This is a genomic window from Amycolatopsis sp. NPDC049252, assembly GCF_043197175.1.
Classification (GTDB): domain Bacteria; phylum Actinomycetota; class Actinomycetes; order Mycobacteriales; family Pseudonocardiaceae; genus Amycolatopsis.
In genome coordinates, this window is record NZ_JBICSQ010000012.1 from 97,779 (window position 1) to 121,720 (window position 23,942).

The 23,942-nt window shown below is 70.9% G+C and carries 20 protein-coding genes; 11 read left to right on the top strand and 9 right to left on the bottom strand.

Going from position 1 to position 23,942, the window contains the following annotated elements:
• Positions 1-45: 45 nt before the first annotated feature.
• The 9 genes from ACGFMK_RS17095 (at position 46) to ACGFMK_RS17135 (ending at position 12,538) form a co-directional block, all read left to right on the top strand.
• A complete protein-coding gene (locus ACGFMK_RS17095; protein WP_392763514.1) occupies positions 46-570 on the top strand; it encodes a (2Fe-2S)-binding protein in 525 nt (174 codons plus the stop codon).
• Positions 570-3,008 carry a xanthine dehydrogenase family protein molybdopterin-binding subunit gene (locus ACGFMK_RS17100; protein WP_392763517.1) on the top strand — a complete coding sequence of 813 codons (2,439 nt, stop codon included), beginning with the start codon at positions 570-572 and terminating at the stop codon, positions 3,006-3,008. Before ACGFMK_RS17095 ends, ACGFMK_RS17100 begins: the two co-directional genes overlap by 1 nt.
• A complete protein-coding gene (locus ACGFMK_RS17105; RefSeq protein ID WP_392763519.1) occupies positions 3,005-3,859 on the top strand; it encodes an FAD binding domain-containing protein in 855 nt (284 codons plus the stop codon). The genes ACGFMK_RS17100 and ACGFMK_RS17105 overlap by 4 nt, the downstream gene beginning before the upstream one ends.
• 103 nt (positions 3,860-3,962) lie before the next feature.
• The gene (locus ACGFMK_RS17110; RefSeq protein WP_392763522.1) at positions 3,963-4,901 is read left to right on the top strand and encodes an SRPBCC family protein; all 939 of its coding nucleotides are present in this window, start codon (positions 3,963-3,965) and stop codon (positions 4,899-4,901) included.
• A 1,049-nt stretch (positions 4,902-5,950) separates the two neighbouring features.
• Positions 5,951-7,174 (top strand): diguanylate cyclase, encoded by a 1,224-nt coding sequence (locus ACGFMK_RS17115; protein ID WP_392763690.1) that lies wholly within the window; start codon positions 5,951-5,953, stop codon positions 7,172-7,174.
• Between the two features lie 44 nt (positions 7,175-7,218).
• Positions 7,219-8,286: an NAD(P)-binding domain-containing protein gene (locus ACGFMK_RS17120; RefSeq protein WP_392763525.1), complete on the top strand. Its 1,068-nt coding sequence runs from the start codon at positions 7,219-7,221 to the stop codon at positions 8,284-8,286.
• 472 nt (positions 8,287-8,758) lie between these two features.
• Positions 8,759-10,357, top strand: coding sequence for a discoidin domain-containing protein (locus ACGFMK_RS17125; protein ID WP_392763527.1), 1,599 nt, complete (start codon positions 8,759-8,761; stop codon positions 10,355-10,357).
• 13 nt (positions 10,358-10,370) lie between these two features.
• Entirely contained in the window at positions 10,371-11,600 is a 1,230-nt protein-coding gene (locus ACGFMK_RS17130; RefSeq protein WP_392763530.1) for an MFS transporter, read from the top strand.
• Complete coding sequence (locus ACGFMK_RS17135) at positions 11,597-12,538, top strand: hypothetical protein (RefSeq protein ID WP_392763533.1); 942 nt, start codon at positions 11,597-11,599, stop codon at positions 12,536-12,538. Before ACGFMK_RS17130 ends, ACGFMK_RS17135 begins: the two co-directional genes overlap by 4 nt.
• On the opposite strand, the gene ACGFMK_RS17140 is transcribed toward ACGFMK_RS17135, so the two are convergent.
• Positions 12,528-13,100, bottom strand: a complete 573-nt coding sequence (locus ACGFMK_RS17140) for a TetR/AcrR family transcriptional regulator (protein WP_392763536.1) — start codon at positions 13,098-13,100, stop codon at positions 12,528-12,530. The two genes, ACGFMK_RS17135 and ACGFMK_RS17140, sit on opposite strands and share 11 nt — an antisense overlap.
• 75 nt (positions 13,101-13,175) lie before the next feature.
• Between ACGFMK_RS17140 and ACGFMK_RS17145 the strand changes: the two genes are divergently transcribed.
• Positions 13,176-14,558: a cytochrome P450 gene (locus ACGFMK_RS17145; protein WP_392763539.1), complete on the top strand. Its 1,383-nt coding sequence runs from the start codon at positions 13,176-13,178 to the stop codon at positions 14,556-14,558.
• Here the strand turns inward: ACGFMK_RS17145 and iolD are convergent.
• Genes iolD through ACGFMK_RS17185 form a run of 8 tightly spaced genes read right to left on the bottom strand, consistent with a single transcriptional unit; the run spans position 14,555 to position 22,832 of the window.
• Complete coding sequence (gene iolD / locus ACGFMK_RS17150) at positions 14,555-16,390, bottom strand: 3D-(3,5/4)-trihydroxycyclohexane-1,2-dione acylhydrolase (decyclizing) (protein WP_392763542.1); 1,836 nt, start codon at positions 16,388-16,390, stop codon at positions 14,555-14,557. The genes ACGFMK_RS17145 and iolD overlap by 4 nt on opposite strands.
• Positions 16,387-17,277 (bottom strand): 5-deoxy-glucuronate isomerase, encoded by an 891-nt coding sequence (gene iolB / locus ACGFMK_RS17155; protein ID WP_392763545.1) that lies wholly within the window; start codon positions 17,275-17,277, stop codon positions 16,387-16,389. The genes iolD and iolB overlap by 4 nt, the downstream gene beginning before the upstream one ends.
• Positions 17,274-18,170, bottom strand: coding sequence for an aldolase (locus ACGFMK_RS17160; protein WP_392763548.1), 897 nt, complete (start codon positions 18,168-18,170; stop codon positions 17,274-17,276). The genes iolB and ACGFMK_RS17160 overlap by 4 nt, the downstream gene beginning before the upstream one ends.
• A complete protein-coding gene (gene iolC / locus ACGFMK_RS17165; RefSeq protein WP_392763551.1) occupies positions 18,167-19,096 on the bottom strand; it encodes a 5-dehydro-2-deoxygluconokinase in 930 nt (309 codons plus the stop codon). The genes ACGFMK_RS17160 and iolC overlap by 4 nt, the downstream gene beginning before the upstream one ends.
• Positions 19,093-19,878, bottom strand: a complete 786-nt coding sequence (locus ACGFMK_RS17170; protein ID WP_392763554.1) for an ATP-binding cassette domain-containing protein — start codon at positions 19,876-19,878, stop codon at positions 19,093-19,095. The genes iolC and ACGFMK_RS17170 overlap by 4 nt, the downstream gene beginning before the upstream one ends.
• The gene (locus ACGFMK_RS17175; protein WP_392763557.1) at positions 19,875-20,918 is read right to left on the bottom strand and encodes an ABC transporter permease; all 1,044 of its coding nucleotides are present in this window, start codon (positions 20,916-20,918) and stop codon (positions 19,875-19,877) included. The genes ACGFMK_RS17170 and ACGFMK_RS17175 overlap by 4 nt, the downstream gene beginning before the upstream one ends.
• A gap of 10 nt (positions 20,919-20,928) precedes the next feature.
• Entirely contained in the window at positions 20,929-21,933 is a 1,005-nt protein-coding gene (locus ACGFMK_RS17180) for a sugar ABC transporter substrate-binding protein (protein WP_392763560.1), read from the bottom strand.
• Positions 21,934-21,953: 20 nt separating this feature from the next.
• Positions 21,954-22,832, bottom strand: a complete 879-nt coding sequence (locus ACGFMK_RS17185; RefSeq protein WP_392763563.1) for a TIM barrel protein — start codon at positions 22,830-22,832, stop codon at positions 21,954-21,956.
• Between the two features lie 114 nt (positions 22,833-22,946).
• Between ACGFMK_RS17185 and ACGFMK_RS17190 the strand changes: the two genes are divergently transcribed.
• The gene (locus ACGFMK_RS17190; RefSeq protein WP_392763566.1) at positions 22,947-23,942 is read left to right on the top strand and encodes a LacI family DNA-binding transcriptional regulator; all 996 of its coding nucleotides are present in this window, start codon (positions 22,947-22,949) and stop codon (positions 23,940-23,942) included.

Sequence of the window (23,942 nt, forward strand, 5' to 3'; positions counted from 1 at the left end):
TCACGGTCGGGCCTGGCCGCTCCCGAACCGGTTCTTGGAGGCCTGATGCGCATCACCGTCACTGTCGACGGGACGAAGTACACCGACGAAGTCGAGCCGCGCACCCTGCTCGTGCACTACCTGCGAGAGCGGATCGGCAAGGTCGGCACGGTCGTCGGCTGCGACACGAGCAACTGTGGTGCCTGCACCGTCCACCTGGACGGGCACAGCGTGAAATCCTGTTCCGTCCTGGCCGTGCAGGCCGACGGCAGCGAGGTCACCACCGTCGAAGGCCTCGCCCGCGACGGCAAGCTGCACCCGGTGCAGCAGGCCTTCCACGAAAACCACGCGCTGCAGTGCGGGTTCTGCACCCCCGGCATGATCATGCAGTCGATCGACCTGCTGGCCGACAACCCGGACCCGGACGAACAGGCCGTCCGCGAAGGCCTCGAAGGCAACCTCTGCCGCTGCACCGGCTACCAGAACATCGTCCGCGCGGTCCGCGACGCCGCCCAGCACATGAGCCCCGGTGCCGGGCCCGACGCGGAGCGGATCACCGAGACCAAGCACGTCGGCGTGGGTGGTGACTGATGACCGCGACGATCGAACCGGAAGTCGGAAAGTCACGGCGCCGCAAGGAGGACGAGCGGCTCATCACCGGCCGCACCCGCTGGACCGACAACATCACGCTGCCCGGGATGCTGCACATGGCCATCCTGCGCAGCCCGTTCGCGCACGCCAAGATCGTCTCGATCGACACGTCGGCGGCCAAGAGCGCCTCCGGCGTCGTCGCCGTCTTCACCGCGAAGGACCTCGACCCGGACAGCTCGATCGGCATGCCCTGCGCGTGGCCGATCACCCCGGACATGAAGGCGCCGCGCCGCCCGGTGCTCGCCGCCGACCAGGTCAACTTCGCCGGTGAAGGCGTCGCGGTCGTCGTCGCGCGGACCTCGGCCGAGGCCCACGACGCGCTCGAAGAGATCGACGTCGAGTACGACGAGCTCCCGGTCATCCTCGACATGGAAGCCGCGATCGCCGACGGCGCGCCGCTGGTCCACGAGGACCAGGGCAGCAACACGAGCGCCGTCTGGAAGTTCGACTCCGCCGAGGCCGGCACGGGCGGCAACGTCGAGGACGCGATCAGCTCGTCCGAGATCGTCGTCAAGCGCCGTTTCCGCCAGCAGCGGCTGATTCCGGCCTTCATGGAGCCGCGCGCCTGCGTCGTCGACCCGACCGGCACCCAGATCACCATGTGGTCGGCCACGCAGATCCCGCACATCCTGCGGGTGATGTCGGCGCTGACGCTCGGCATCCCGGAGCACAAGCTGCGCGTGATCGCCCCGGACGTCGGCGGCGGCTTCGGCGGCAAGATCGGCGTGCTGCCGGAAGAGATGATGTCGCTGCTGGTCGCGCAGAAGCTCGGCAAACCGGTCAAGTGGAACGAGTCGCGCTCGGAGACGATGCTCGCCGCGCACCACGGCCGTGACCAGATCCAGGACATCACCATCTCGGCGAACGCCGACGGGACGGTCACCGGGCTCAAGGTCGAGCTGCTCGCCAACCTCGGCGCGTACAACGGCCTGGTCGGCACCGGCGTGCCGATCCTCGGCGCGTTCATGTTCAACGCGATCTACAAGATCCCGGCCTACCACTTCGCGTGCACCAACGTGTACACCACGACGACGCTGACCGACGCCTACCGCGGCGCCGGCCGTCCGGAAGCGACGTTCGCGATCGAACGGATCATGGACGAGCTCGCCGACGAGCTCGGCCTGGATCCCTTGGAGCTGCGCGAAAAGAACTGGATCAAGCACGAGGAGTTCCCGTACACCACGGTGGCCGGGCTGACCTACGACTCCGGCAACTACGAAGCCGCGACGGAGAAGGCCAAGCAGCTCTTCGACTACGACGGCCTGCGCGCCGAGCAGGAGAAGCGCCGCCGGTCGGGCGACAAGGTGCAGCTCGGCATCGGCATCTCGACGTTCACCGAGATGTGCGGGCTCGCGCCGTCGCGGGTGCTCGGCTCGCTGGACTACGGCGCCGGCGGCTGGGAGCACGCGGCGATCCGGATGCTGCCCACCGGCAAGGTCGAGGTCATCACCGGCGCGTCCGCGCACGGCCAGGGCCACGAGACGGCGTGGAGCCAGATCGTCGCCGACCAGCTGGGCATCGCGTTCGAGGACATCGAGGTCATCCACGGCGACACCCAGTCGTCGCACAAGGGCATGGACACCTACGGTTCGCGCTCGCTGGTGGTCGGTGGCATCGCCATCGTCAAGGCCGCGGAGAAGGTCGTGGCCAAGGCCAAGCCGATCGCCGCGCACCTGCTCGAATGCGCCGAGGACGACCTGGAGTTCGCGGGCGGCAAGTTCACCGTCAAGGGCACCGACACGTCGACGACCATGGGCGACGTCGCGCTCGCGGTGTTCGCGGCGCACAACCTGCCCGACGGCGTCGAGCCGTCCCTCGACTCGGACGCGACGTTCGACCCGGAGAACTTCTCCTACCCGCACGGCACGCACCTGTGCGCGGCCGAGGTGGACACCGAGACGGGCCGGGTCAAGCTGCGGTCCTACGTCTGCGTCGACGACATCGGCGTCGCGGTGAACCCGCTGATCGTCGAGGGCCAGGTGCACGGCGGGCTCGCGCAGGGCATCGCGCAGGCGCTGTTCGAGGGCACGGTGCACGACGAGAGCGGCACGCTGACCACGGGCACGTTCGCCGACTACCTGCTGCCGTCGGCGGCGGACCTGCCGTCGTTCACCACCGACCGCACGGAGACGCCGTCGACGACGAACCCGCTGGGCGCCAAGGGCGTCGGCGAAGCGGGCACCATCGCGTCCACCCCGGCGGTGGTCAACGCGGTGATCGACGCGGTGCGCTCCTTCGGCGTGAACGACATCGAGATGCCGTTGACGCCGATGCGGGTGTGGCACGCCATCCAGCACGGCACCACCGACGCCGGCGGCCCCGGCAACGAGGCCGGCGGCGGGCTCGGCTCGATCGACGCCACCGGAGGTGCCCAGTGATCCCGTCCTCGTTCGACTACGTCCGCCCGTCCACAGTGGACGAAGCGGTGCAGGCGCTGGCGTCGGCGGGTGAGGACGCCAAGGTGCTGGCCGGCGGGCAGAGCCTGCTGCCGGTGCTGCGGATGCGCCTGGCCACGCCGACGACGCTGATCGACCTCGGGCGCGTCCCGGAGCTGCGCGGCGTGCGCGAAGACGGCGACACGCTGGTGATCGGCGCGATGACCACGCACTACGACGTGCAGCGCGACCCGCTGGTCGCGTCGCACGCGGAGCTGCTGAAAGCGGCGACGGACACGGTCGCCGACCCGCAGATCCGCCACCGCGGCACGCTGGGCGGCGCGATCGCGCACGCCGACCCGGCGGGCGACCTGCTGGCGCCGGTGCTGGCGCTGGAGGCGTCGCTGGTGCTGGCCGGGCCGTCCGGCCGCCGGACGGTGCCGGCCGCGGACTTCTTCCGCGACCTGTTCACCACCGCGCTGGCCCCGGACGAGCTGCTGGTCGAGGTTCGCGTGCCCAAGCACACCGGGTGGCGGGCGCACTACGAGAAGTTCAACCGGGTCGCCCAGGCCTGGTCGATGGTCGCCGTCGCGGTCACCGTGCGGACCGAGGCCGGCGTCATCGAGGAGGCCAGGGTCGCGCTGACGAACATGGGCTCGACCCCGGTCCGCGCGTCCGGCGTCGAAGCGGCACTCGTCGGCGTACAGGCCTCGGCCGAATCGATCGGCGCGGCGGCTTCGCACGCGGCGGAAGGGACGAATCCGCCGGTCGACGGCAACGCCGACGTCGAATACCGCCGCCATCTCGCTCGAGTCCTGACGGGCCGGGCGATCACGGCGGCGTCCGGCGCCTGAATCCGTAGTCCCGTGACCCGGCGTTCCGGCGCCGGGTCACGGGCCGCGGGGGCGGCTAGGGTGGGCACCGGACACCCAGGTCTGGCAGAAAGGAGGTCGGCCCGTGCGGCTCGACCACGAATTCACCGTCCCGGCTCCGATCGGCGAGGTCTGGCAGGCGGTCGTCGACCCCGAGCGGGTCGCCCCGTGCATGCCCGGCGCGTCGCTGACCAAGGTCGAGGGTGACCGCTTCAGCGGCACGGTGAAGGTCAAGCTCGGTCCGATCTCGTTGCTGTACAAGGGAAATGGCGAGTTCCTGGAGAAGGACGACGCCGCGCACAAGGTCACCATCAAGGCCTCGGGCAAGGACTCCCGCGGAGCGGGAACGGCCGCCGCGACGGTCACCCTGACCCTGACCGAAGCCGAAGGCGGAACCCACGGCACGGTCGCGACCGACCTGTCCATCACGGGCAAGCCCGCCCAGTTCGGCCGCGGCTTGATCAGCGAGGTGGGCGGCAAGATCCTCGACACGTTCGCGGGCTGTTTGTCCGGAAAGCTGGCGTCGCCGGAGGCGGGGGAGGCGTCGAAGCCCGCGGCCGCCGCTGCGCCCGTCGCGGCTGCAGCCCCCACGGCGGAGAAGGCGCCGGCTGCGGCCCCGACATCCGCCCAGGCTGCCGGGAAGACCGCGGCTGCGGCCCCGGCCCCGGCCCCGGCCCCGGAGAAGGACTCGGCGTCACCTGCGAAGCCCGCCCCGGCTGCCGGATCTCCTTCGTCTCCGGCAACGGAGAAGGCGCCCGCGTCGTCTGCCGCGGCCAAGTCCGCGCCGGTCGCGAAGGCGGAGCCCGCGGTCAAGCCGGCCCCGACCACCGCGGAGATCAACACCGAGCCGAAGCCCGCGGCCGAGCGGCCCGCGCTGCGCAGCGTCCCGGCCGCCCCGGAAACCGAGGCGATCGACCTCCTCGACTACGCGGGGGCATCGGTGCTGAAGCGCCTGGCCCCGGTGGTGCTCGGGATCGCCGCGATCGTCGGACTGGTGGCGATCATCCGCGCCCTGCGCAAGTGACCTCGGTCAGCCGGCGCCGCTGAGGTCAGCCGACCAGTCTGCGTTTTCTGCCCACGTTCGGTGGGGAGATCGCATTCTCGCCGGCGCCGTGCGGCGATCCGGCCGTGGAGATCCCAGCTCAGGCTTCAATCCGGTGGCCCCGGAAAGGTGCAGGTGGGATTCCTGCTCGCCGTTTCCGCTTCGGTGGTCGCTCCTTCCCTCTGGAGTGGGACAGGTGTGGGTGGTGTTCCTCGGCTCGTTGTTCCCCTGCTCTGGTGATTGCACCTCCTGGCTGCCAGCGGGCAGGGCGGGTGTCGGTCGTGTGCTCGGTTCGCTGTCCCCTCTCCGGTGGTCGCCCACCGCCTGTCCGCGGGTGGGGCAGGTGTGGGTGGAGTGCTCGGTTCGCTGTCCCCTCTCCGGTGGTCGCCCACCGCCTGTCCGCGGGTGGGGCAGGTGTGGGTGGAGTGCTCGGTTCACTGTCCCCTCTCCGGTGGTCGCCCACCGCCTGTCCGCGGGTGGGGCAGGTGTGGGTGGAGTGCTCGGCTCACTGTCCCCACTCTGGCGGCCGCACGACGCCTGGCGTCAGCGGTGGTGGACAGGTGTGAGCGGAGGCTCGGCTCGCTACCTCCTCCCGGTTGTTGTGCCTCGCGGTTGTCGGCTGCTGCTCTCGCTCCGGTGGCCGCGCCCTGCAACAGAGGAAGGCTCGGGCGGGGTGTTGCCGCGCTGGTGGTCGCCTTCCGGGCTGGAGGCGGTTCGCAGGGTGTAGGTGGGATACCTGGCCGCGATTGCCGCGCCGGGGGTTCCACGTTGGTGATCCGTCGGAGGGGGTTTGAGCTGGGTGGATCTACCCTCAGCGGGTCTTCGGGGCAGTCCCTTCGCGGCAATTCGCCTGGACTGGCGACGCCGGTCGCTTGACCGGCTACGCTGGGCTACCTGGTCGGCTGAACTTCGCGCAAGGGGTACGTCACGATGCCGGTCCGTCACCTCCGTGGTCGCGGCGCTTGAGAGCCCAGGCCGCCGTGCGACGGGAAGCCCTCTCCTCCTGGTCGGGCTGGCCTGCGCGCTGGGTCATGTGGACCGGGGCGAAGGGCCGCTGGATCACCTACGCCCTCTGCTGTGAGCTGGCCGCTGTCGCGGCCACCGGGGTCGCGCTGGCCACCGGCTTCGGGGGACCGGTGCGGCCGATCTGGTTCGCCGTGCTGGTCGCGCTCGGTGTCGCACAGGCCGAGATGTCCCGCCGCATCGAGCGGTTGCGCCGGTGGATGAGCGGGCAGACGCACATCAACGTCACCTCCGTCTGGTACCTCGCCGGTGTTGTCCTGCTCCCTCCTGCCTGGGTGGCGCTGCTGGCCCTGGTGCTCTACACGCACCTGTGGGTGCGGGTCTGGCGCCAGGTGCGGACGCGGCCCGCGCACCGCTTCGTCGCGAGCACCGCCTGGGCGATGCTCTCCTGCTTCGCCGCTTCCTCCGTTCTCACGGTTACGGGGTTGCACGGGACGCCTGTGCAGACGCCGCGCGGGTTGTTCGCGCTCTGCCTGGCCGCGGTGGTGTTCGAGCTGGTGAACGCCGGCCTCGTCGCCGCCGGGATCTACCTCTACACGAGCCAGCGGTCGGCCACGGACCTCGTCGGCACCTGGGAGGACAACGCGTTCGAGGTGGCGACGCTCTGCCTCGGCGGGCTCGCCGCCTTGGCGCTGGTCGAGCAGCCGGTGCTTGTGGTGTTCGTGATCGCGCCGTTGCTGCTGCTGCACCGCTACCTGTTGCTCAAGCAGCAGTTGCAGGTCTCCGCCGTCACGGACGAGAAGACCGGGCTGCTCAACACCGCGGGCTGGCACGAGTCCGCTGTCCGGGAGCACGCTCGCGCGCTGCGGCGTGGGGCCGGCGGCGGGTTCGCGGTGCTGATGATCGACCTCGACCACTTCAAGCGGATCAACGACACCTATGGCCACCTCACCGGTGACGACGTGCTCGCCGCGGTCGCGGTGGCGATCTCCGGTGCGGTGCGCCAGGGCGACACGGTCGGCCGGTTCGGTGGTGAGGAGTTCGTCGTGCTGCTGCCGGGCACCGGCCGCGTCGACGTGCTGGGCATCGCCGAACGGGTGCGGGTCGCGGTGGGAGAGCTGAACGTCGTGATCTCGACGGGCGGCGGGACCGTCCGGGTCGGTGGCCTGTCGGTGTCGATCGGGGTCGCGCGGTTCCCGGACGCGGGACCGGCCCTCGACGACGTGCTGCGGTCGGCGGACGCCGCGTTGTACCGGGCGAAGGACGCGGGCCGCAACCGGGTCGCCGTGTGACGTAGCGCGCGAAATACGCGGGCGAGCCAGCCGTTGAAAACGACATGAGCAGCGCGGACCACGAGACGGACGTGGTGGTGGTCGGGGCCGGCCAAGCGGGACTTTCGGCGGCCTACCACCTGCGCCGCGCCGGTTTCGCGAACGGCTCCGGGTTCGTCGTGCTCGACCACGGCAAGCGCGCCGGCGGTGCCTGGCAGTACCGGTGGCCGTCGCTGGTGCTCGGCAAGGTGCACGGCATCCACGACCTGCCCGGCATGGCCTTCGGTACCCCGGATGTCACGCGCCCCGCCTCCGAAGTCGTTTCGGAGTACTTCGCACGCTTCGAGCGCGTGTACGACCTGCCCGTGCTGCGCCCGATCGACGTCCAGTCGGTGACGCGCGCCGGGGACCGGCTCGTGGTGTCGAGCCCGGCCGAGTCGTGGGCGGCGCGCGCGGTGATCAGCGCGACCGGCACCTGGGACCGGCCGTTCTGGCCGCATTACCCGGGCCAGGAAACATTCGCGGGCCAGCAGGTACACACGGCGGACTACACCGGGCCGGAATCGTTCCGTGGCAAGCGGGTCGTGGTCGTCGGCGGTGGGGCGTCGGCGGTGCAGCTGCTGATGGAGTTCGCCCCGCTCGCCCGCGCGACGGCCTGGGTGACGCGACGCCCGCCCGTGTGGCGCGACGAACCCTTCAGCGAGAACTGGGGACGCAACGCCGTCGCGAAGGTCGAAGAACGGGTGCGCGCCGGGCTGCCGCCGGAGAGCGTGGTGAGCGTGACGGATCTGGCCGTGACGCCGGAGGTCCGGGCCGCCCGGGCCGCGGGCATCCTCGAGCGCAGGCCGATGTTCTCCCGGATCGTGCCTTCGGGAGTGGAGTGGGCGGACGGCTCGCGCTTTGACGCGGACGTCATCCTCTGGGCGACGGGCTTCCGCGCCGCGATCGACCACCTCAAGCCGCTGCACGTGCGCGAGCAGGGTGGCGGGATCCGCGTGGACGGGACGCGGGTCGTGCTCGAACCGCGGCTGCACCTGGTGGGGTACGGGCCTTCGGCCAGCACGGTCGGGGCGAACCGCGCGGGGCGGGCCGCCGTGGCGGAAATCCGGAAGCAGCTGCGCCCGCGTTCGTGAGGCCATGGGTCTTCGGTGCGGGGTAACGGGAAACTCGTCGGTCGACGTCATGCCCCTTACGTTACCGAACACGCGTGCGAAGATCATCGCTGAATCGGGTGAACCTCGGGGTGAGACGAGACGGCAGATTTTTGTTGTGCTGCAAGGGAAGTGCGATCGAGGCGAGGCGAGAAGCCCCCGAATTCCAGGCTACCGTTGGGGACCGACAAAATCGGCGCGTCGCCTGGTCGGGGAGTAGGGGGTAAACGCGCCGATCCCGGACGCCGGGGCACTGTTCCGGTCAATGGCACGTCGGCTGACCTGCGGGAATGGCGGCAAACTCACCCTCTTGACCGATTCAAGAGCGGGACAACTCTTGTCAGTCGAAACCCTGTCTCGCTACAGTCTCTTTAGTTAAGAAAGTTTCTTAACTGTTTCGAGAAAGTCCACCGACGCCGCAGCCCAGCCACTGTCCGGCCCCTAGGAGTGCGACGTGTCACCCTTCCGCCTTCGTCCCTTCGCGCGGCTGGCGCCGCCGATCGCCGTCGTCGTCCTGCTGCCTTCCGCGATCGCCGCCGCCACCACCCCCGCCGATGTCCTGCTCTCCCAAGGGAAACCGGTGGCGACGTCCACCTTCGAAAGCTCGTCGCTCAACGGCGACAAGGCCGTCGACGGCAGTGCGCAGACCCGGTGGGCCAGCGCCGTCAGCGCCGATCCGCAGTGGCTGCGGGTCGACCTCGGGCAACCCGCCAGCATCCACCAGGTCAAGCTCACCTGGGAAGCCGCCTACGCCAAGAAGTACCGGATCGAGGTCTCCGACGACGGCACGCAGTTCACCACCGTCACGACCGTCGACAACGGCGACGGCAAGACCGACGACCTCACCGGACTCCAGGCCCACGGCCGGTTCCTGCGCTTCGTCGGCGTCACGCGCGCCACCAAGTACGGCTACTCGCTCTGGGAACTGCAGGCCTACGGCACGCCCGACTCCGCCGGCGACACCCAGGCGCCGAGCACCCCGGCCGGGCTCGCGACCACGACCACGACGGCCACCAGCGCCGGGCTGACCTGGAACGCCGCGACCGACAACGTCGGCGTCACCGGGTACGACGTCCTGCGCGACGGCCAAGTCGTCGCGACCAGTGCGACGCCGTCCTACACCGACACCGGGCTCGCGCCGGACACCGGCTACACCTACGCCGTCCGGGCCCGGGACGCCGCGGGCAACGTCTCGGCCGCGAGCGCGCCCGTCACCGTCAAGACCAAAGCTGGCAGCAGCAACGGTTTCACCCTCGCCGCCGCCGGGGACATCGCCGAGCGCTGCACCGCGAGCGACTCGAGCTGTGTCCACGTCAAGACCGCGAAACTCGTCGAGCAGCTGAACCCCGCCGCGGTGATCACCATGGGGGACAACCAGTACGACGACGCCCACCTCGCCGACTTCAAGGCCTACTACGACAAGACCTGGGGCCGGTTCAAGAGCATCACCCACCCCATCCCGGGCAACCACGAGTCGTACGACGACCCCAAGTTCAAGGGGTACGAGGACTACTTCGGCGCCATCGCGAAACCCCAGGGAAAGCGTTACTACAGCTGGGAAATGGGCAACTGGCACTTCATCGCCCTCGACTCCAACGACTTCGTCACCCACGACGACGTCGCCGAGCCGCCGCAGATCACCTGGCTCAAGCAGGACCTGGCCGCCACCAAGAAGGGCTGCGTCGCCGCGTACTACCACCACCCGCGGTGGAGCTCCGGGGACCACGGTGACAACAAGGACAGCGTCGAGCTGTGGAACATCATGACCGCGAACAAGGTCGACCTCGTCCTCAACGGTCACGACCACGACTACGAGCGGTTCGTCCCGCAGAGCGCCGACGGCAAGGCCGACACCAACGGTCCGGTCGAGATCGTCGGCGGTTCGGGCGGCGCCGACCTCTACGACCTGAGCCCGGCCCACGCGACGACCGCCAAGCTGCTGAAGACCTTCGGCGTCCTGAAGCTGTCCATGACGGACACGTCGTTCCAGACGCAGCTGATCGGCGTCGACGGCAAGGTCCTCGACAGCAGCCCGACCTACACCTGCCACTAGAAGGGGACCGGGCATGTACATCGCGGCAAGCCGTACCTCCGACCTGGTCGCCGGGACCGACCGGAAACCCGCGCTCAAACGGGTGTCCGCCAACGTCGTGGCGCTGGGCATGGTCAGCCTGGTCACCGACGTCTCCTCGGAGATGGTGACCGCCGTCCTCCCGCTCTACCTGGTGCTCGGCCTCGGCCTGAACCCGCTGCAGTTCGGGCTGCTCGACGGCCTCTACGCGGGCGCCACCGCCCTCGTCCGGGTCCTCGGCGGGCACCTCGCCGACCGGTGGCGGCGGCTCAAGGCGGTCGCCGGGTTCGGGTACGGCCTGTCCGCGGTGTGCAAGCTCGGCCTGGTGGCGGCCGGTTCTTCGGTCGCCGCGATCGGCGTCGTCCTCGCCGCCGACCGCACCGGCAAGGGGGTGCGCACCGCCCCGCGCGACGCGCTGATCTCGCTGAGCAGCGAGCCCGGCACGCTCGGCCGGTCGTTCGGGGTGCACCGCGCGCTCGACACCGTCGGCGCGTTCCTCGGCCCGCTCGCCGCCATGGCGGTGCTCGCGCTGAGTCTCGGCAGCTACCCGAGCGTGTTCTTCACCAGCTTTTGCGTCGCCGCGATCGCCGTGCTGCTGCTGGCCTTGTTCGTCCGCGACCGGCCTGGCACGGTGGATCGCGCCGCCGTGTCGGTGCGGGCCGCGGCGGGTCTGCTGCGCGACACGGACTTCCGGCGCGTCACGCTCTGGGCCGCGCTGCTGGGCCTGGTGACCGTCGGCGACTCGTTCGTCTACCTCATGCTGCAGCGGCGCTGGGAGATCGCGGCGACGTACTTCCCGCTCCTGCCGCTGGGCACCGCCGGGGTGTACCTCCTGCTGGCCGTCCCGCTCGGCAGGCTGGCCGACCGGATCGGGCGGTGGCCGGTGTTCCTCGGCGGGCACGCCGCGCTGTGCCTGGCCCTCGTCCTGCTCTGCGGGCCCGCCGCGCCGGTGCTCGCCGTGGTCGCGCTCGGCCTCCACGGCCTGTTCTACGCGGCCACCGACGGTGTCCTCATGGCCGCGGCGGGCCCGCTCGTCCCGCGTGATCTCCGGGCGACCGGGCTGGCCGTCGTGCAGACCGGGCAGGCCGGGGCGCGGATGGTCTCGTCCGTCCTCTTCGGACTCGCCTGGACGCTCTGGGACCTGCGGCCGGCGGTGCTCGTCGCCGCGGGCTGCCTGGTGGCCGTCGTCCTCGCCGCCGCGTTCGCGAAGCCGGTGCGGCCGTGAAGAAACTCGTCTTCGCCCTGGCCGGCACCGCGCTCCTGGTCGCCGCGGCCGTCATCTACATCGTCAACGCCCGCCCCGACGCCGCCGAGGCGGGACCGGCCGCACAGCTCGGCCTCGCGCCCGGTCAGCTGCTGTTCCGGCAGGTGTCGACCGGCCGCGTCGCCGCCGTCCCGCTCGCCGATCCGGGTGCGAAACCGCAGGTCAGCGGCCTGACGTGCGACCGGTTCGCGGTGGCGCGGCAGACCGCCGTGTGCCTGGCCGTCCGGCCCGGCACGCTCCCGCCGGTGACCGACGTCCTGGTCCTCGACGACCACCTCGCCGTCCGGCACTCCGAAGCCGTGCCGGGCACGCCGAGCCGCGCGCGGGTGTCCCCGGACGGCCGGCGCGTCGTCTGGACGGTCTTCGTCACCGGCGACTCCTACGCGGCCACCGGCTTCTCGACCCGCGCCGGCGTCTACGAGGTCGACACCGGACGGCTGGTCAAGACGATCGAGGAACTCCCGGTGTTCCTCGACGGCCAGCGCTACTTCGCCGCCGACGCCAACTACTGGGGCATCACCTTCGCCGGGGACGGCAACCGCTTCTACGCGACGCTCGGCAGCAAAGGCAAGACCTACCTCGTCGAAGCCGACTACGCGCGCTACCGCGGCAAAACCCTGCGCGAGAACGTCGAATGCCCGTCGCTGTCCCCGGACGGCACCAGGGTCGCGTTCAAGAAGAAGGTCGGCGACGGCGTCTGGCGGCTGTCCGTGCTCGACCTCAAGACGCTGAAGGAGACCGAACTCGCCGAAACGCGCAGTGTCGACGACCAGGCCCTCTGGCAGGGCGACCGGGTGCTTTACGGGCTGGACAACGCCGTCTGGGCGGTCCCGGCGGACGGCTCGGGCCGACCGGAACGGCTGGTCTCGGACGCCGCGTCGCCGGCCGTCACGGGGTGACGTCCACCGCCGCGAACAGCGTCCGCACGCACAGGTCGCGCAGCTCCTCCTGGGTGACCTTCGGCTGGTCGAGCCAGTCGAGGATCATCGCCGCGACGAACGCCAGCCAGCCTCGGACGGCCAGCCGGGTGGTGTCCGTGACCGTGGTCAGCAGGCTCACGGCGTCCAGGATGCGTGACGCGTTCGCGGCCATCCCGGCTTCGCGGATCTGCCGGATCTCGACGTCGTCGCCGCCCATCGCGCGGTGCACGATCCGGTAGCCGTCCGGGTGCGTGCGCGCGAACTCGAGGTAGACGTCGAGCCCGGCGCGCAGCTGCTCGGTCACCGGCAGCGCCGGGTCGGGCTCGCTCATCGCCAGCAGCTGGTCGCGCTGACCGCGGACGATCTCGGCGAAGAAGTCCTTCTTGGTCGGGAAGTAGTGGTACAGCAGGCCGCGGGAGACCTGCGCGATCTCGGCGACCTCTTCGATCCAGACCTCGTCGTACGGCCGCTTCGCGAACAACCCGGCCCCGATCGCCAGGAGCTGCTCGCGCCGCTGTTCGGTGCTCAGCCTCGTCCGCATGCCCCGATCTTACTTGACACGGGTTCAGTAGCGGGGGATCGTGACCTTATTGATCCGGATTCAATAGGGGGCCTCGTGGACACCACCGGCATTCCGCACCGGCCGGGCCGCCTGCCGGTGATCGGTGACCTGATCGGCGCGAACCCGCGCACGCCGTTGCAGGACACCCTGCGCATCGGCCGGAAGATCGGGCCGGTCTTCACCCGCAAGGTCTTCGGCTTCGAGATCGTCTTCGTCGGCGGCGTCGACCTGGTCACCGAGCTGAACGACGAGACGAAGTTCGGCAAGCACGTCGGCATGGGCATCGAAAACCTGCGCGCGGTCGCCGGTGACGGCCTGTTCACCGCCCACACCCACGAGCCGAACTGGCGGCTGGCGCACGACATCCTGCAGCCGGCCTTCTCGGCCGAGGCGATGCGCCGCTACCACCCGGTGATGCTGGACGTCGCCCGCGAGCTCGTCGCGCGCTGGGACACCGCCACCGGGCCGGTCGACGTCGCCGCCGACATGACCCGGCTGACGCTGGAGACGATCGGACTCGCCGGGTTCGGCTACCGGTTCGGGTCGTTCGAGCGCGCCGAACCGCACCCGTTCGTCACGGCGATGCTGCGTTCGCTGCGGTTCGCGCAGCTGCAGAACGTCAAGCTGCCCTTCGTCCGGCGCGCGTTCGCCGGCACGGCCGAGCAGAACAAGGCCGACATCGCCGTGATGACCGACCTGGTCGACGAAGTCATCGATGGGCGTCGCACGAGCGGCGAGGAAAGCCGCGACCTCTTGGGGTTGATGCTCACCGAGGGGCACCCGATGACCGGCGAGCGCCTGGACCCGATCAACATCCGCAACCAGGCCATCACGTTCGTCGTCGCCGGCCACGAGACGACGTCGGGCGCGCTGTCGTTCGCGTTGTACTACCTGACAAGGCATCCGGAACTCCTGGAGAAGGCCCGCGCCGAGGTCGACGCCGTCTGGGGCGACCGCGAGCCCGCCTTCGGCGACGTCGCGAAGCTGCGTTACGTGCGGCGCGTCCTCGACGAGGCGATGCGGCTCTGGCCGACCGCGCCGGGCTACTCGCGCGAAGCCCGCGAAGACGTCGTCCTCGGCGGGAAGTACCGGCTGCGCAAGGGCGACTGGGTGATCGTGCCGCTGCCCCTGGTCCACCGCGACCCGGCGGCCTGGGGCCCGGACCCCGAGGTGTTCGACCCCGACCGCTTCGAGCCCGCGGCGGTGAAGAAGCGGCCGGCGCAGGCGTACAAGCCGTTCGGGACGGGCGAGCGCGCCTGCATCGGCCGCCAGTTCGCGCTGCACGAAGCCGTGCTGGCGCTGGGCATGGTGGTGCAGCGCTACGACTTCGAGGTCGACCCGTCGTACGAGCTCAAGATCGTGGAGTCCTTGACGCTCAAGCCGAGCGGGTTCACCCTGCTACCCCGGGTGCGGGACCGGACGACCGCGGCGGCTTAGGAACGCAGGTAGCGCACCTGCGTGCCCTTCTCCCGCTCGAACTCGTCGCGCCCGGCCAGGTGCTCGGGGACGCCGACCTCCCACCACGCGCCCGCTTCGGTCCACGCCGACGGCTGGGTCTTGACGACCACGACCGCCGGGCGCTTCTCGGCTACTGCGGCCTCACGCGCCTTCGCGTACTCCGCGCGGACGTCGTCCACTGTGGACGCCTGGAACACCAGGCAGCCCAGGGACTCCGCGTGGCGGGCGAAGTCGACGCGCGGGGGTGACGCGTGCGAAGTCGTGCAGTCGGCGTAGAAGTTGTTGAACGGCTTGCCGCCCTGGCCCTGCTGAAGGCGGGCGATCACCGCGTAACCGTCGTTGTCGCAGACCACCGCGACGAACGGGTGCCCGGCGAACGCCGCCGAGAACAGCTCCGAGTTCAGCATCAGGTACGAGCCGTCGCCCAGCAACGTCGTGACCAGGCCCTGGTGGGCGATCGCCGCACCCCACGCGCCGGACAGCTCGTAGCCCATGCACGAGAAGCCGTATTCGACGTCCATCGACACCGAGCCGGACCCACGCCAGCCGCCGATCAGCTCGCCCGGCATCCCGCCGGACGCCGTCATGACGTAGTCGTCCGTCGCGGAAAGGTCGTTGACCACGCCGACGACCTGGGCGTACGACGGGACTTCCGCGGTAGCCGACCGCAGTGAGTCGATGTGCGTGTCCCACTTCGCGCGCTCGATTGCCGCTCGCGACGTCCACGCCGGATCGACCCGCCAGCTCTCCAGCTGCGCGCCGAGGTCGGCCAGGCCCGCATCCGCGTCACCGACCACCGAGAGGGCGCCGTGCTTGACCGCGTCGAACCTCGCCGCGTTCAGCGTGAGCAGCCGGACGTCGGGGGAGAAGACCGTCCAGGACGCCGTGGTGAAGTCCTGCAGCCGGGTGCCGGCGGCCAGCACGACGTCCGCCTCCGCCGCGACGACGTTCGCCGACGTCGAGCCGGTGATCCCGAGCGGGCCCGCGTTGAGGTCGTGCGTGTGCGGCACCAGCGTGCGGCCCGCTGTCGTCTCGGTGACGGGAATGCCGTGCCGCTCGGCGAAGTCCAGCGCGCGCCGCCCGGCGCCGGAGTAGCGGACGCCGCCGCCGAGCACGAGCAGCGGACGCTTGGACGCGCGCAGCACGCCCGCCGCCTCGGTGACCGCCCGGCGGTCGGGACGCGGGCGCAGCGGCCGGTGCGTCACCGGCTCGAACAGGGCCTCCGGGAAGTCGTACGTCTCCGCCTGGACGTCCTGCGGCAGCGCCAGGACCACCGGGCCGGCGTCGGCCGGGTCCGTCAGCACCCGCGCGACCTGCGGCAACGCCGAGAGCAGCTGTTCGGGCCGGGTGATCCGGTCGAAGTAGCGGCTGACCGCGCGGAAGGCGTCGTTGACGGTCGCCGTGCCGTCGCCGAAGGGCTCGATCTGCTGCAGCACCGGGTCCGGCGCCCGGCTGGTGAACGTGTCGCCCGGCAGCAGCAGCACCGGCAGCCGGTTCGCGTGCGCGACCCCGGCCGCGGTGACCATGTTCAGCGCGCCCGGTCCGATCGACGACGTCACGACGCCGACCTGCCGCCGGTGCGTCGCCTTCGCGTAGCCGACCGCGGCGAGCGCCATGCCCTGCTCGGTGTGGCCGCGCCAGACCGGGATGTCACCGCGGTGCTCCTCCAGCGCGGTGCCGAGGCCGAGGACGTTGCCGTGCCCGAAGATCGCGAACACCCCCGGGAACAGCGGCACCTCACGGCCGTCAAGGGTCTCCGAACGCTGCGCGAGGATCCACTTCACCAGCGCCTGAGCCGTCGTCAGCTTCACTGGACCCGCCCCTCGTGGTCGGTCACCGGGCAGCGCGGGTCGAGGTCCTGGGACTTCCACGTGTCGCGGATCCACGTGTGCGCCGGGTCGTCGCAGAACGCCATCGACCGCTCCTCGGCGGGCCCGGCCAGGACGTTCAGGTAGTACATCGGGTAACCGGGTGCCGCGACGCACGGGCCGTGGTAGCCGCGCGGGATCAGGAAGACGTCGCCGTCGCGCACCGCGACGTCCTCGTCCAGCTCGCCGTCCGCGGTGTACGTCCGGTGCAGGCCGAAGCCCTCGCGGGAAGGCGTCACGCCGTCCCGTCCGGCGATCCGGAAGTAGTAGATCTCCTCGTTGACGACCTCGCACTCGGACGCCTCGTCGTGCTTGTGCGGCGGGTACGACGACCAGTTGCCGCCCGGCGTGATCAGCTCGCACGCGTTGAGCTTGTCGGCGTGGTCCCACACCCCGGGCACACCGAAGTTGGTCACCTGCCGCGTCGCCTGGCCGCTGCCGCGGACCTCGACCGGGACGTCTTCCGCCGGCCCGTAGCGAGGTTCGAGCCGTCGCGTGCAGCGGGCCATCGGCAGGGCCACCACCGCGCCCGTGGCCGACGTCAGCTCGACCTCGGCGTCGCGCGGGACGTACGCGAAGTCCGTGACGCGGGTGAACACCGAATCACGGCCCTCCAGCTCGAACTCCTCGTCGTCGACGCGGACGGTGAGCGAGCCGGACAGCGGGAGCACGAACGCCTCGAACTCGCCGGTCTCGATCGTGCGGGGGAGCCGCCGGCCGATCTTGAGCACCTGCAGCCCGGTGTAGGCCCAGCCCGCCGCCTCCGGCGTCAGCACGATCGGGTCGGAGCCTTCGGAAAGCGTCCCGTGTGGACGGTGCAGCTGGCTCACTTCGCGGCCTCCAGAACCTTCGCGGCGGCTTCGACGGCCGCGCCGACGTCACCGTCGGGCGGGTAGAGCAGGGTGCGGCCGACGACCAGGCCGCGCACGACGTCGTGGCGCAGCGTCCGGCCCCACGAGGCCAGGTCGCCGGCCGGATCACCCGACGGCACGCCGCCGAGGATGACGACCGGGAGCGTCGTCGCGCCGAGGACCTCGGGCGAGTCGGTCGAGGGCAGCTTCAGCCAGGTGTGCGCCGACGTCGTGCCGATGCCGGACGCCACCGTGACGGCCCGGGCCAGCGACGCGGGATCCTTCTGCAGCACCAGTTTCCCGCCCTCGCGGGTGTAGGGCAGCGGCTCGACCATCGCCACCAGCCCGTACGCGGCCAGCTCGGTGACGGCCGTCGCGCAGGACTGCAGCGTCGGGATCGTGCCCGGGTCGGAGTCGACCAGGCGCAGCAGCATCTTGCCGCCGTCGAGCCCGCAGTCGATCAGGCTCGCGGCGTCGTAACCGGTGAACCGGTCGTCGATCTCCCAGTCCGCGCCGGCCAGGCCGCCGCGGTTCATCGAGCCGATCACGACCTTGTCGTGCAGCGCGCCGAGCAGCAGCAGCTCCTCGACGACGTCCGGGGTGCCGAGCAGCCCGTCGACCGCCGGGTTGGCCAGCGCGACGAGCAGCCGGTCCAGCAGCGTCCGGCGGTCGGCCATGGCGAGGGGGTCTTCGCCGACCCCCAGGGCCCCGCGGGCCGGGTGGTCGGCCGCGACCAGGAACAGCGTCCCGGAGTCGGACAGCAGCGTGGACCGGCGTTTGCGGGTCGCGTAGGCCTGGCGAACCGCGCCCGGGTTGGTGGCCCGGGTGCGCAGCAGCTCGCGCCAGCGGTCGTCGGTCAGCAAGGACGTCACAGCAGCTCCTCGATCTCGGCGGCGGTCGGCATCGCGTCGGCGCAGGCCAGCCGGGACGCGACCAGCGCACCCGCGGCGTTCGCGTACTCCGCGATCCGCACCGGGTCCCAGCCGGACAGCAGCCCGTGGATCAGGGCGCCCCCGAAGCCGTCACCGGCGCCGAGGCCGCAGACGACCTCGACCCGCTGCGGCGGCACCGTCCAGCGGCCGTCCGGCGTGGCGACGAGCACGCCGTCCGCGCCCTTCTTGATCACCGCGAGCCGCAGCCCGCGCTCCAGCATCCGGTCGGCCGCCGCGTCCGGGTCCGCGGTGCCGACGGCGACCTCGACCTCGGTGCGGTTGCCGACCGCGACCGTGACGTGGTCCAGCATCCCGCCGATCTCCTCGCGGGCCTGCTCGACCGACGTCCAGAACATCGGCCGGTAGTCCAGGTCCAGCACGGTGTGCTCGCGGCGTCCCCGGGTTTCGAGGATCTTCCGCTGGGTCGCCCGCGCCGGTTCGACGGAGACGCCCGTGCCGGTGACCCACAGCAGCGGCACCGACTCGACGACGTCCCACGGCACGTCCGCCTCGGTGAGCGTGAGGTCGGGCGCGACGGGGGAGCGGTAGAACAGCAGCGGCGGGTCCGCGGGCGGGTTCAGCTCGCAGAACACCACCGGCGTCTGCAGGTCCGGCGAAGTGCCCACATAGGACGGTGAGACGCCGAAGCCGCCGAGCGCCTGCCGGACGTAGTCGCCGAAGCCGTCCGGGCCGACCTTGGTCAGCACCGCCGCGGACCGCCCGAGCCGCGCGGCGGCGACCGCGACGTTGGTCGCGGTCCCGCCGAGCGACTTGGCGAAGGTGCTGACCTCGGCCAGGGGGACGCCGCTCTGCTCGGGGTAGAGGTCGACGCCCACCCGGCCGATCGTTAGCGCTTCGAGGGTCATGGCGTCTTTTCCACCTGCCGGAGCTCGTGTTCCAGGGCTTCCAGTTCCGCGCCGCCCGCCATCTGCCGGGTCAGCTCGTTGATGTCGATGTCCTTCTTCTCGTACGAGCCGAGCGGCGCACCCCGCTTGAGCAGCAGGAACCGGTCGGCGACCGGGAACGCGTGGTGCGGGTTGTGCGTGATCAGCACGACCCCGAGCCCGCGGTCACGAGCCTGGGCGACGTACTTGAGCACGACGCCGGCCTGCTTGACGCCCAGGGCCGCCGTCGGCTCGTCGAGGATCAGCACCTTCGCGCCGAAGTACACCGCCCGGGCGATCGCCACGCACTGGCGTTCACCACCCGACAGCGTGCCGACCGGCTGCTCGACGTCCCGCAGGTCGATGCCCATGTCGGACAGCGCCTGCTTGGTCGTCTCGCGGCCCTTCTTGCGGTCGAGCGCCTTGAACGGGCCGAACCCGATCGTCGGCTCGGAGCCGAGGAAGAAGTTCCGCCAGACGCTCATCAGCGGCACCACCGCGAGGTCCTGGTACACGGTCGCGATGCCGTGGTCCAGCGCTTCGCGCGGCGACGCGAACTTCACCGGCGTGTCCTCGACCAGGAACTCGCCGCGGTCGTGCTGGTGCACCCCGGCCAGGATCTTGATCAGCGTGGACTTGCCGGCGCCGTTGTCGCCGAGCACGCAGGTCACCTCGCCCGCGTTGACCACGGTGGACACGTCGCGCAGCGCGATGACGCTGCCGTAGGTCTTGCCGATGTCGCGTACCTCGAGCAGGGGACTCATCGCCGCACCCTTTCCGCGCGCCGCCGGAAGGCGTTGTTGACCAGGACCGCGGCCAGCAGCATGATCCCGAGGAACAGCATGAACCAGTCGCTGTTCCACTGGGCGAACACGATGCCCTGGCGCGCCATGCCGAAGATCAGCGCGCCGATCGCCGCGCCCACCGCCGAGCCGAAGCCGCCGGTGAGCAGGCAGCCGCCGATCACCGCGGCGATGATGTACTGGAACTCCAGCCCGATGCCCTGGTTGGCCTGCACGCTGGCGAACCGCAGGATGTTGATCGAGCCGACCAGCCACGCGCCGAGCGCGGTGCCCATGAACAGCAGGATCTTCGTGCGCACCACCGGCACACCGACCGAGCGGGCCGACACCTGCGACCCGCCGACCGCGAAGATCCAGTTGCCGAACCGGGTCCGCAGCAGCAGCCACGCGGCGATCGCCGTCACGACGATCCACCACACGATCGACGACTGGAACTCGGTGCCGCCGATGTCGAACGTCGAGGCGAACAGCCCACCGGCCGACTCGTACCCGCTGGTCGAGCGCATCCCCGACACCTGGACGGTGTCGGTGACCAGCCGCGTCACGCCGAGGTTCAGCCCCTGCAGGGCCAGGAACGACCCCAGCGTGACGATGAAGCTGGGCAGGCCGGTCTTCATGACCAGCCACCCGTTGAACGCGCCGACGCCGAGCGCGAACACCAGCGAGACCAGCAGCGCGAGCCAGACGTTCCAGCCCGCCTGTGTCGCCAGGATCGCGGTGACCAGCGACGTCGACGCCGTCATCACGCCCGCCGAGAGGTCGAACTCGCCGCCGACCATGAGCAGCGCGACCACCACGGCCATGATGCCCAGCGTCGACGAGTCGTCGAGCCAGGTCGCGACGCCGAGCGGGCTGAGGAACTGGCCGGTGACGACCGAGAAGAAGACGAACACCAGTACGGCGCCCAGCAGCGCCCCGATCTCCGGCCGGACCACCAGGCGGTCCGTCAGGCTCTTCTTCGCTACGCGTTCGTCCGGTTCTGCCTGGATCGCTGCGGTCATTTCAGTCCCCTTAGCGGGTGCCGCGCTGCGCGTACGGGGCCACGGTGTCGATGTTGGTCTTGTCGACGAAGCCCGGTCCGGTCTGCACCGGGTGGCCACCCCCGATGGTGTTGCCGTTCTCCTTGTACAGCTTGAGGAACACGATGGGCAGGTAACCCTGCTCGTACTGCTGCTGGTCGACGGCGAACAGGATGGTGCCGGCCTTGATGGCGGCCACGACGTCGGCGTTCAGGTCGAACGTCGCCACCTGCGCCTTCGAGCTGGCCTCCTTGGCCGCGTCCACGGCGCGGGCCGCGACCTGCGAGTTCAGCGCCAGCACCGCGTCGATCGACGGGTCGGCCTGCAGCGCGCCGCGGATCCGTGCCTGGGCGTCGGTCGGGTTGGAGATGTCGACCTGCAGCGTCGAGACGGTGCCGAAGGTCTGCTTCGCGCCGTCACAGCGCTGGTTCTGGCCGATGTTGCCGGCCTCGTGGATCACGCACAGCAGCTTCGTCTTGCCCGCCGCCTTCAGCCGCTGCCCGGCGCCCTGGCCCGCGAGGCCCTCGCTCTGCCCGACGTGCGCGATCGCGCCGAACGACGCGCTCTGGTCCTCGCCCGAGTTGATCGTGACGACCGGGATGCCGGCCTTGACGGCGTTCTGGATCGACGTCTGCAGCGCCTGCGGGTTCGCCATCGACACGACCAGGCCGCCGACCTTCTGCGCGACGGCGTTGTCGATCAGCTTGGCCTGGTTTCCGGGGTCGCCGTCGGAGTAGTAGTCGACGCCGACGTTGAGGTCCTTGCCCGCCTGCTCGGCGCCGTTCTTGACGACGTTCCAGAACGCGTCACCGGCGCTGCCGTGGGTGACCACCGCTACCTTGAGCGGGCCGCTCGAACTCGGCGGCGCGGCGGCCGAGGAAGGCGCGCTGGAGCTGCTGTTCGAGTTGTCGGCGCTCGGCCCGCTGCAGGCGGCGAGCACCAGTCCGGTGGCGGCGACGGCCGCCACCACGGCGAAGCTTCTCTTGAACGAAAACACAGTCACTCCTTTGGGACCAGTTAGAGGGATTGCACGATCTTCGCGAGTTCGGCCAGGCTCCGCCCGGTGTCGCGGCGAGGCACGTCGTCGGGGCTCGCCGCGCCGAGGGCGGTGTCCTGTTCGAGGACGTACCAGCCGTCGTAGCCCGCCGCCTGGACGGAGCGCACCATCGACGCCACGTCCACGTCCCCCTCGCCGAGCGGCACGTAGAGGCCGCGCCCGACCGCCTCGGTGTAGCCGAGGCTTCCCGCGCGCACCTCGGCGGCGAGGTCTTCGCGGACGTCCTTCAGATGCACGTGCTCCACCCGTTCGGGGAAACGCTTCGCCAGCTCGACCGGATCGGTCCCGCCGATCATCAGGTGCCCGGTGTCCAGGCACAACCCCAGATCGGAGTCGCCGAGGAAGCGCTCGACCTCGGCCTGCCGCTCCACGTGCGTCCCGACGTGCGGGTGCAGCACCGTGCGCAGGCCGTGGCCGCGGGCGATGTCCCGGATCTTGCCGGCGGTCTCGACGAGCGTCGCCCATTCGGCGTCGGTGAGCTGCGGGCGGGCGTCGTACCCGTCGAGGCCGGTCGCGGCGGCGAGCACGAGGACGTCACCGCCGCACGCGGCGAACAACGCGGCGGACTCTTCGGCCTCGGCGAGGGCTTTTTCCTGCTCGGTGTGCAGTACGACGGCGAGGAAGCCGCCCACGAGGGCCAGGTCGTACCTCCCGAGCAGCTCCCGCAGCTGTGCCGGGTCGCGCGGGAGGTATCCCGGCGGGCCCAGTTCGGTGGCCTGGACGCCCAGCTCCGCCATCTCGCCCAGCACGGTCGGCGCGTCCAGCATCCGGCCCCAGCCCGGGACTTCGCAGACACCCCAGGAGATCGGGGCGGCGGCTACTCGGATCGTCGCTGACACAGAGGGCCTCCGTTGGTCCGTTGGAGCGCTCTATTGATTAGAGCGCTCCAATCTTGTAGCGTCCGTCACAGCAAGTCAAGGCCCGAGTTTTCCGAGATCAGGGGAGGTGCGGTCATGCGTCCGACGATGGAGGACGTCGCCGCGCGAGCGGGAGTTTCCCGCGCACTGGTCTCCCTCGTGATGAGGAATTCGCCGAAGGTCTCCGACACCCGCCGGGCCGCCGTGCTGCGCGCGGCCGAGGAGCTCGGGTACCAGCCGCACCTCATGGCGCGGTCGCTGGCGAGCCGCACGTCCACGGTGCTCGGCGTGATGGTGAACGACCTGCGCAACGCGTTCTTCGCCGACATCGTCGAAGAGCTGGACACCGCCGCGCAGGCAGCGGGCTTCGACCTGATCCTCAACACGGGCGGCCGCAGTCCCACGCGCGAATGGAACGCCCTGCACACCCTCCTTTCCTTCCGGCCGGCGGGCATCGTCCTGCTGTCGCCGGTCGTGCCGGCCTCGGCGATCCAGGTCGCGGCCAAGCAGTGCCCGGTCGTGCTGGTCTCGCGCACGGCCCGTTCGTCCACAGTGGACACGGTGAACGACGACGGCGAGGCGGGCTCCGCGCTGGCCGTCGACCACCTGGTCGGCCTCGGGCACCGGCGCATCGCCCACCTCGACGGCGGTGGCGCGGCCGGGGCGGCGCAGCGGCGGCGCGGCTTCGAGTCCGCCATGCGGGGCCACGGCCTCGAGCCGATCGTGGTGCGCAGCGAGCACACCGACGTCGGCGGTGAGAACGCCGTGCGGGAACTGCTGGCCACGTACTCGCGCCCGGACCTGCCCACGGGGCTGGTCTCCGGCAACGACTTCAACGCCGTGGGGGCGATCTCGGCGCTCGAGGAAGCGGGGTTGCGCGTTCCCGAGGACGTTTCCGTCGTCGGCTACGACAACACGTCGCTCGCCGCCTTGCGGCACCTCTCGCTGACCACGATCGACCAGTCGCGCAAGGACATGGCGCGGCTGGCGTTCGAAGCCCTGATCGAGCGCGTGCGCGGGGAGCGCACCGAACCGGTCCGGCACCTGCTGCACCCGTCCCTGGTGGTCCGCTCGACCACCGCCCGAGCTTAG

What these genes read in the sequence shown, in the direction of transcription:
- ACGFMK_RS17095 (WP_392763514.1), top strand. Translation starts at nt 46, where the DNA reads ATGCGCATCACCGTCACTGTCGACGGGACGAAGTACACCGACGAAGTC.
- ACGFMK_RS17100 (WP_392763517.1), top strand. Translation starts at nt 570, where the DNA reads ATGACCGCGACGATCGAACCGGAAGTCGGAAAGTCACGGCGCCGCAAG.
- ACGFMK_RS17115 (WP_392763690.1), top strand. Translation starts at nt 5,951, where the DNA reads ATGTGGACCGGGGCGAAGGGCCGCTGGATCACCTACGCCCTCTGCTGT.
- ACGFMK_RS17120 (WP_392763525.1), top strand. Translation starts at nt 7,219, where the DNA reads ATGAGCAGCGCGGACCACGAGACGGACGTGGTGGTGGTCGGGGCCGGC.
- ACGFMK_RS17130 (WP_392763530.1), top strand. Translation starts at nt 10,371, where the DNA reads ATGTACATCGCGGCAAGCCGTACCTCCGACCTGGTCGCCGGGACCGAC.
- ACGFMK_RS17140 (WP_392763536.1), bottom strand. Translation starts at nt 13,100, where the DNA reads ATGCGGACGAGGCTGAGCACCGAACAGCGGCGCGAGCAGCTCCTGGCG.
- iolC (WP_392763551.1), bottom strand. Translation starts at nt 19,096, where the DNA reads ATGACCCTCGAAGCGCTAACGATCGGCCGGGTGGGCGTCGACCTCTAC.
- ACGFMK_RS17170 (WP_392763554.1), bottom strand. Translation starts at nt 19,878, where the DNA reads ATGAGTCCCCTGCTCGAGGTACGCGACATCGGCAAGACCTACGGCAGC.
- ACGFMK_RS17175 (WP_392763557.1), bottom strand. Translation starts at nt 20,918, where the DNA reads ATGACCGCAGCGATCCAGGCAGAACCGGACGAACGCGTAGCGAAGAAG.
- ACGFMK_RS17190 (WP_392763566.1), top strand. Translation starts at nt 22,947, where the DNA reads ATGCGTCCGACGATGGAGGACGTCGCCGCGCGAGCGGGAGTTTCCCGC.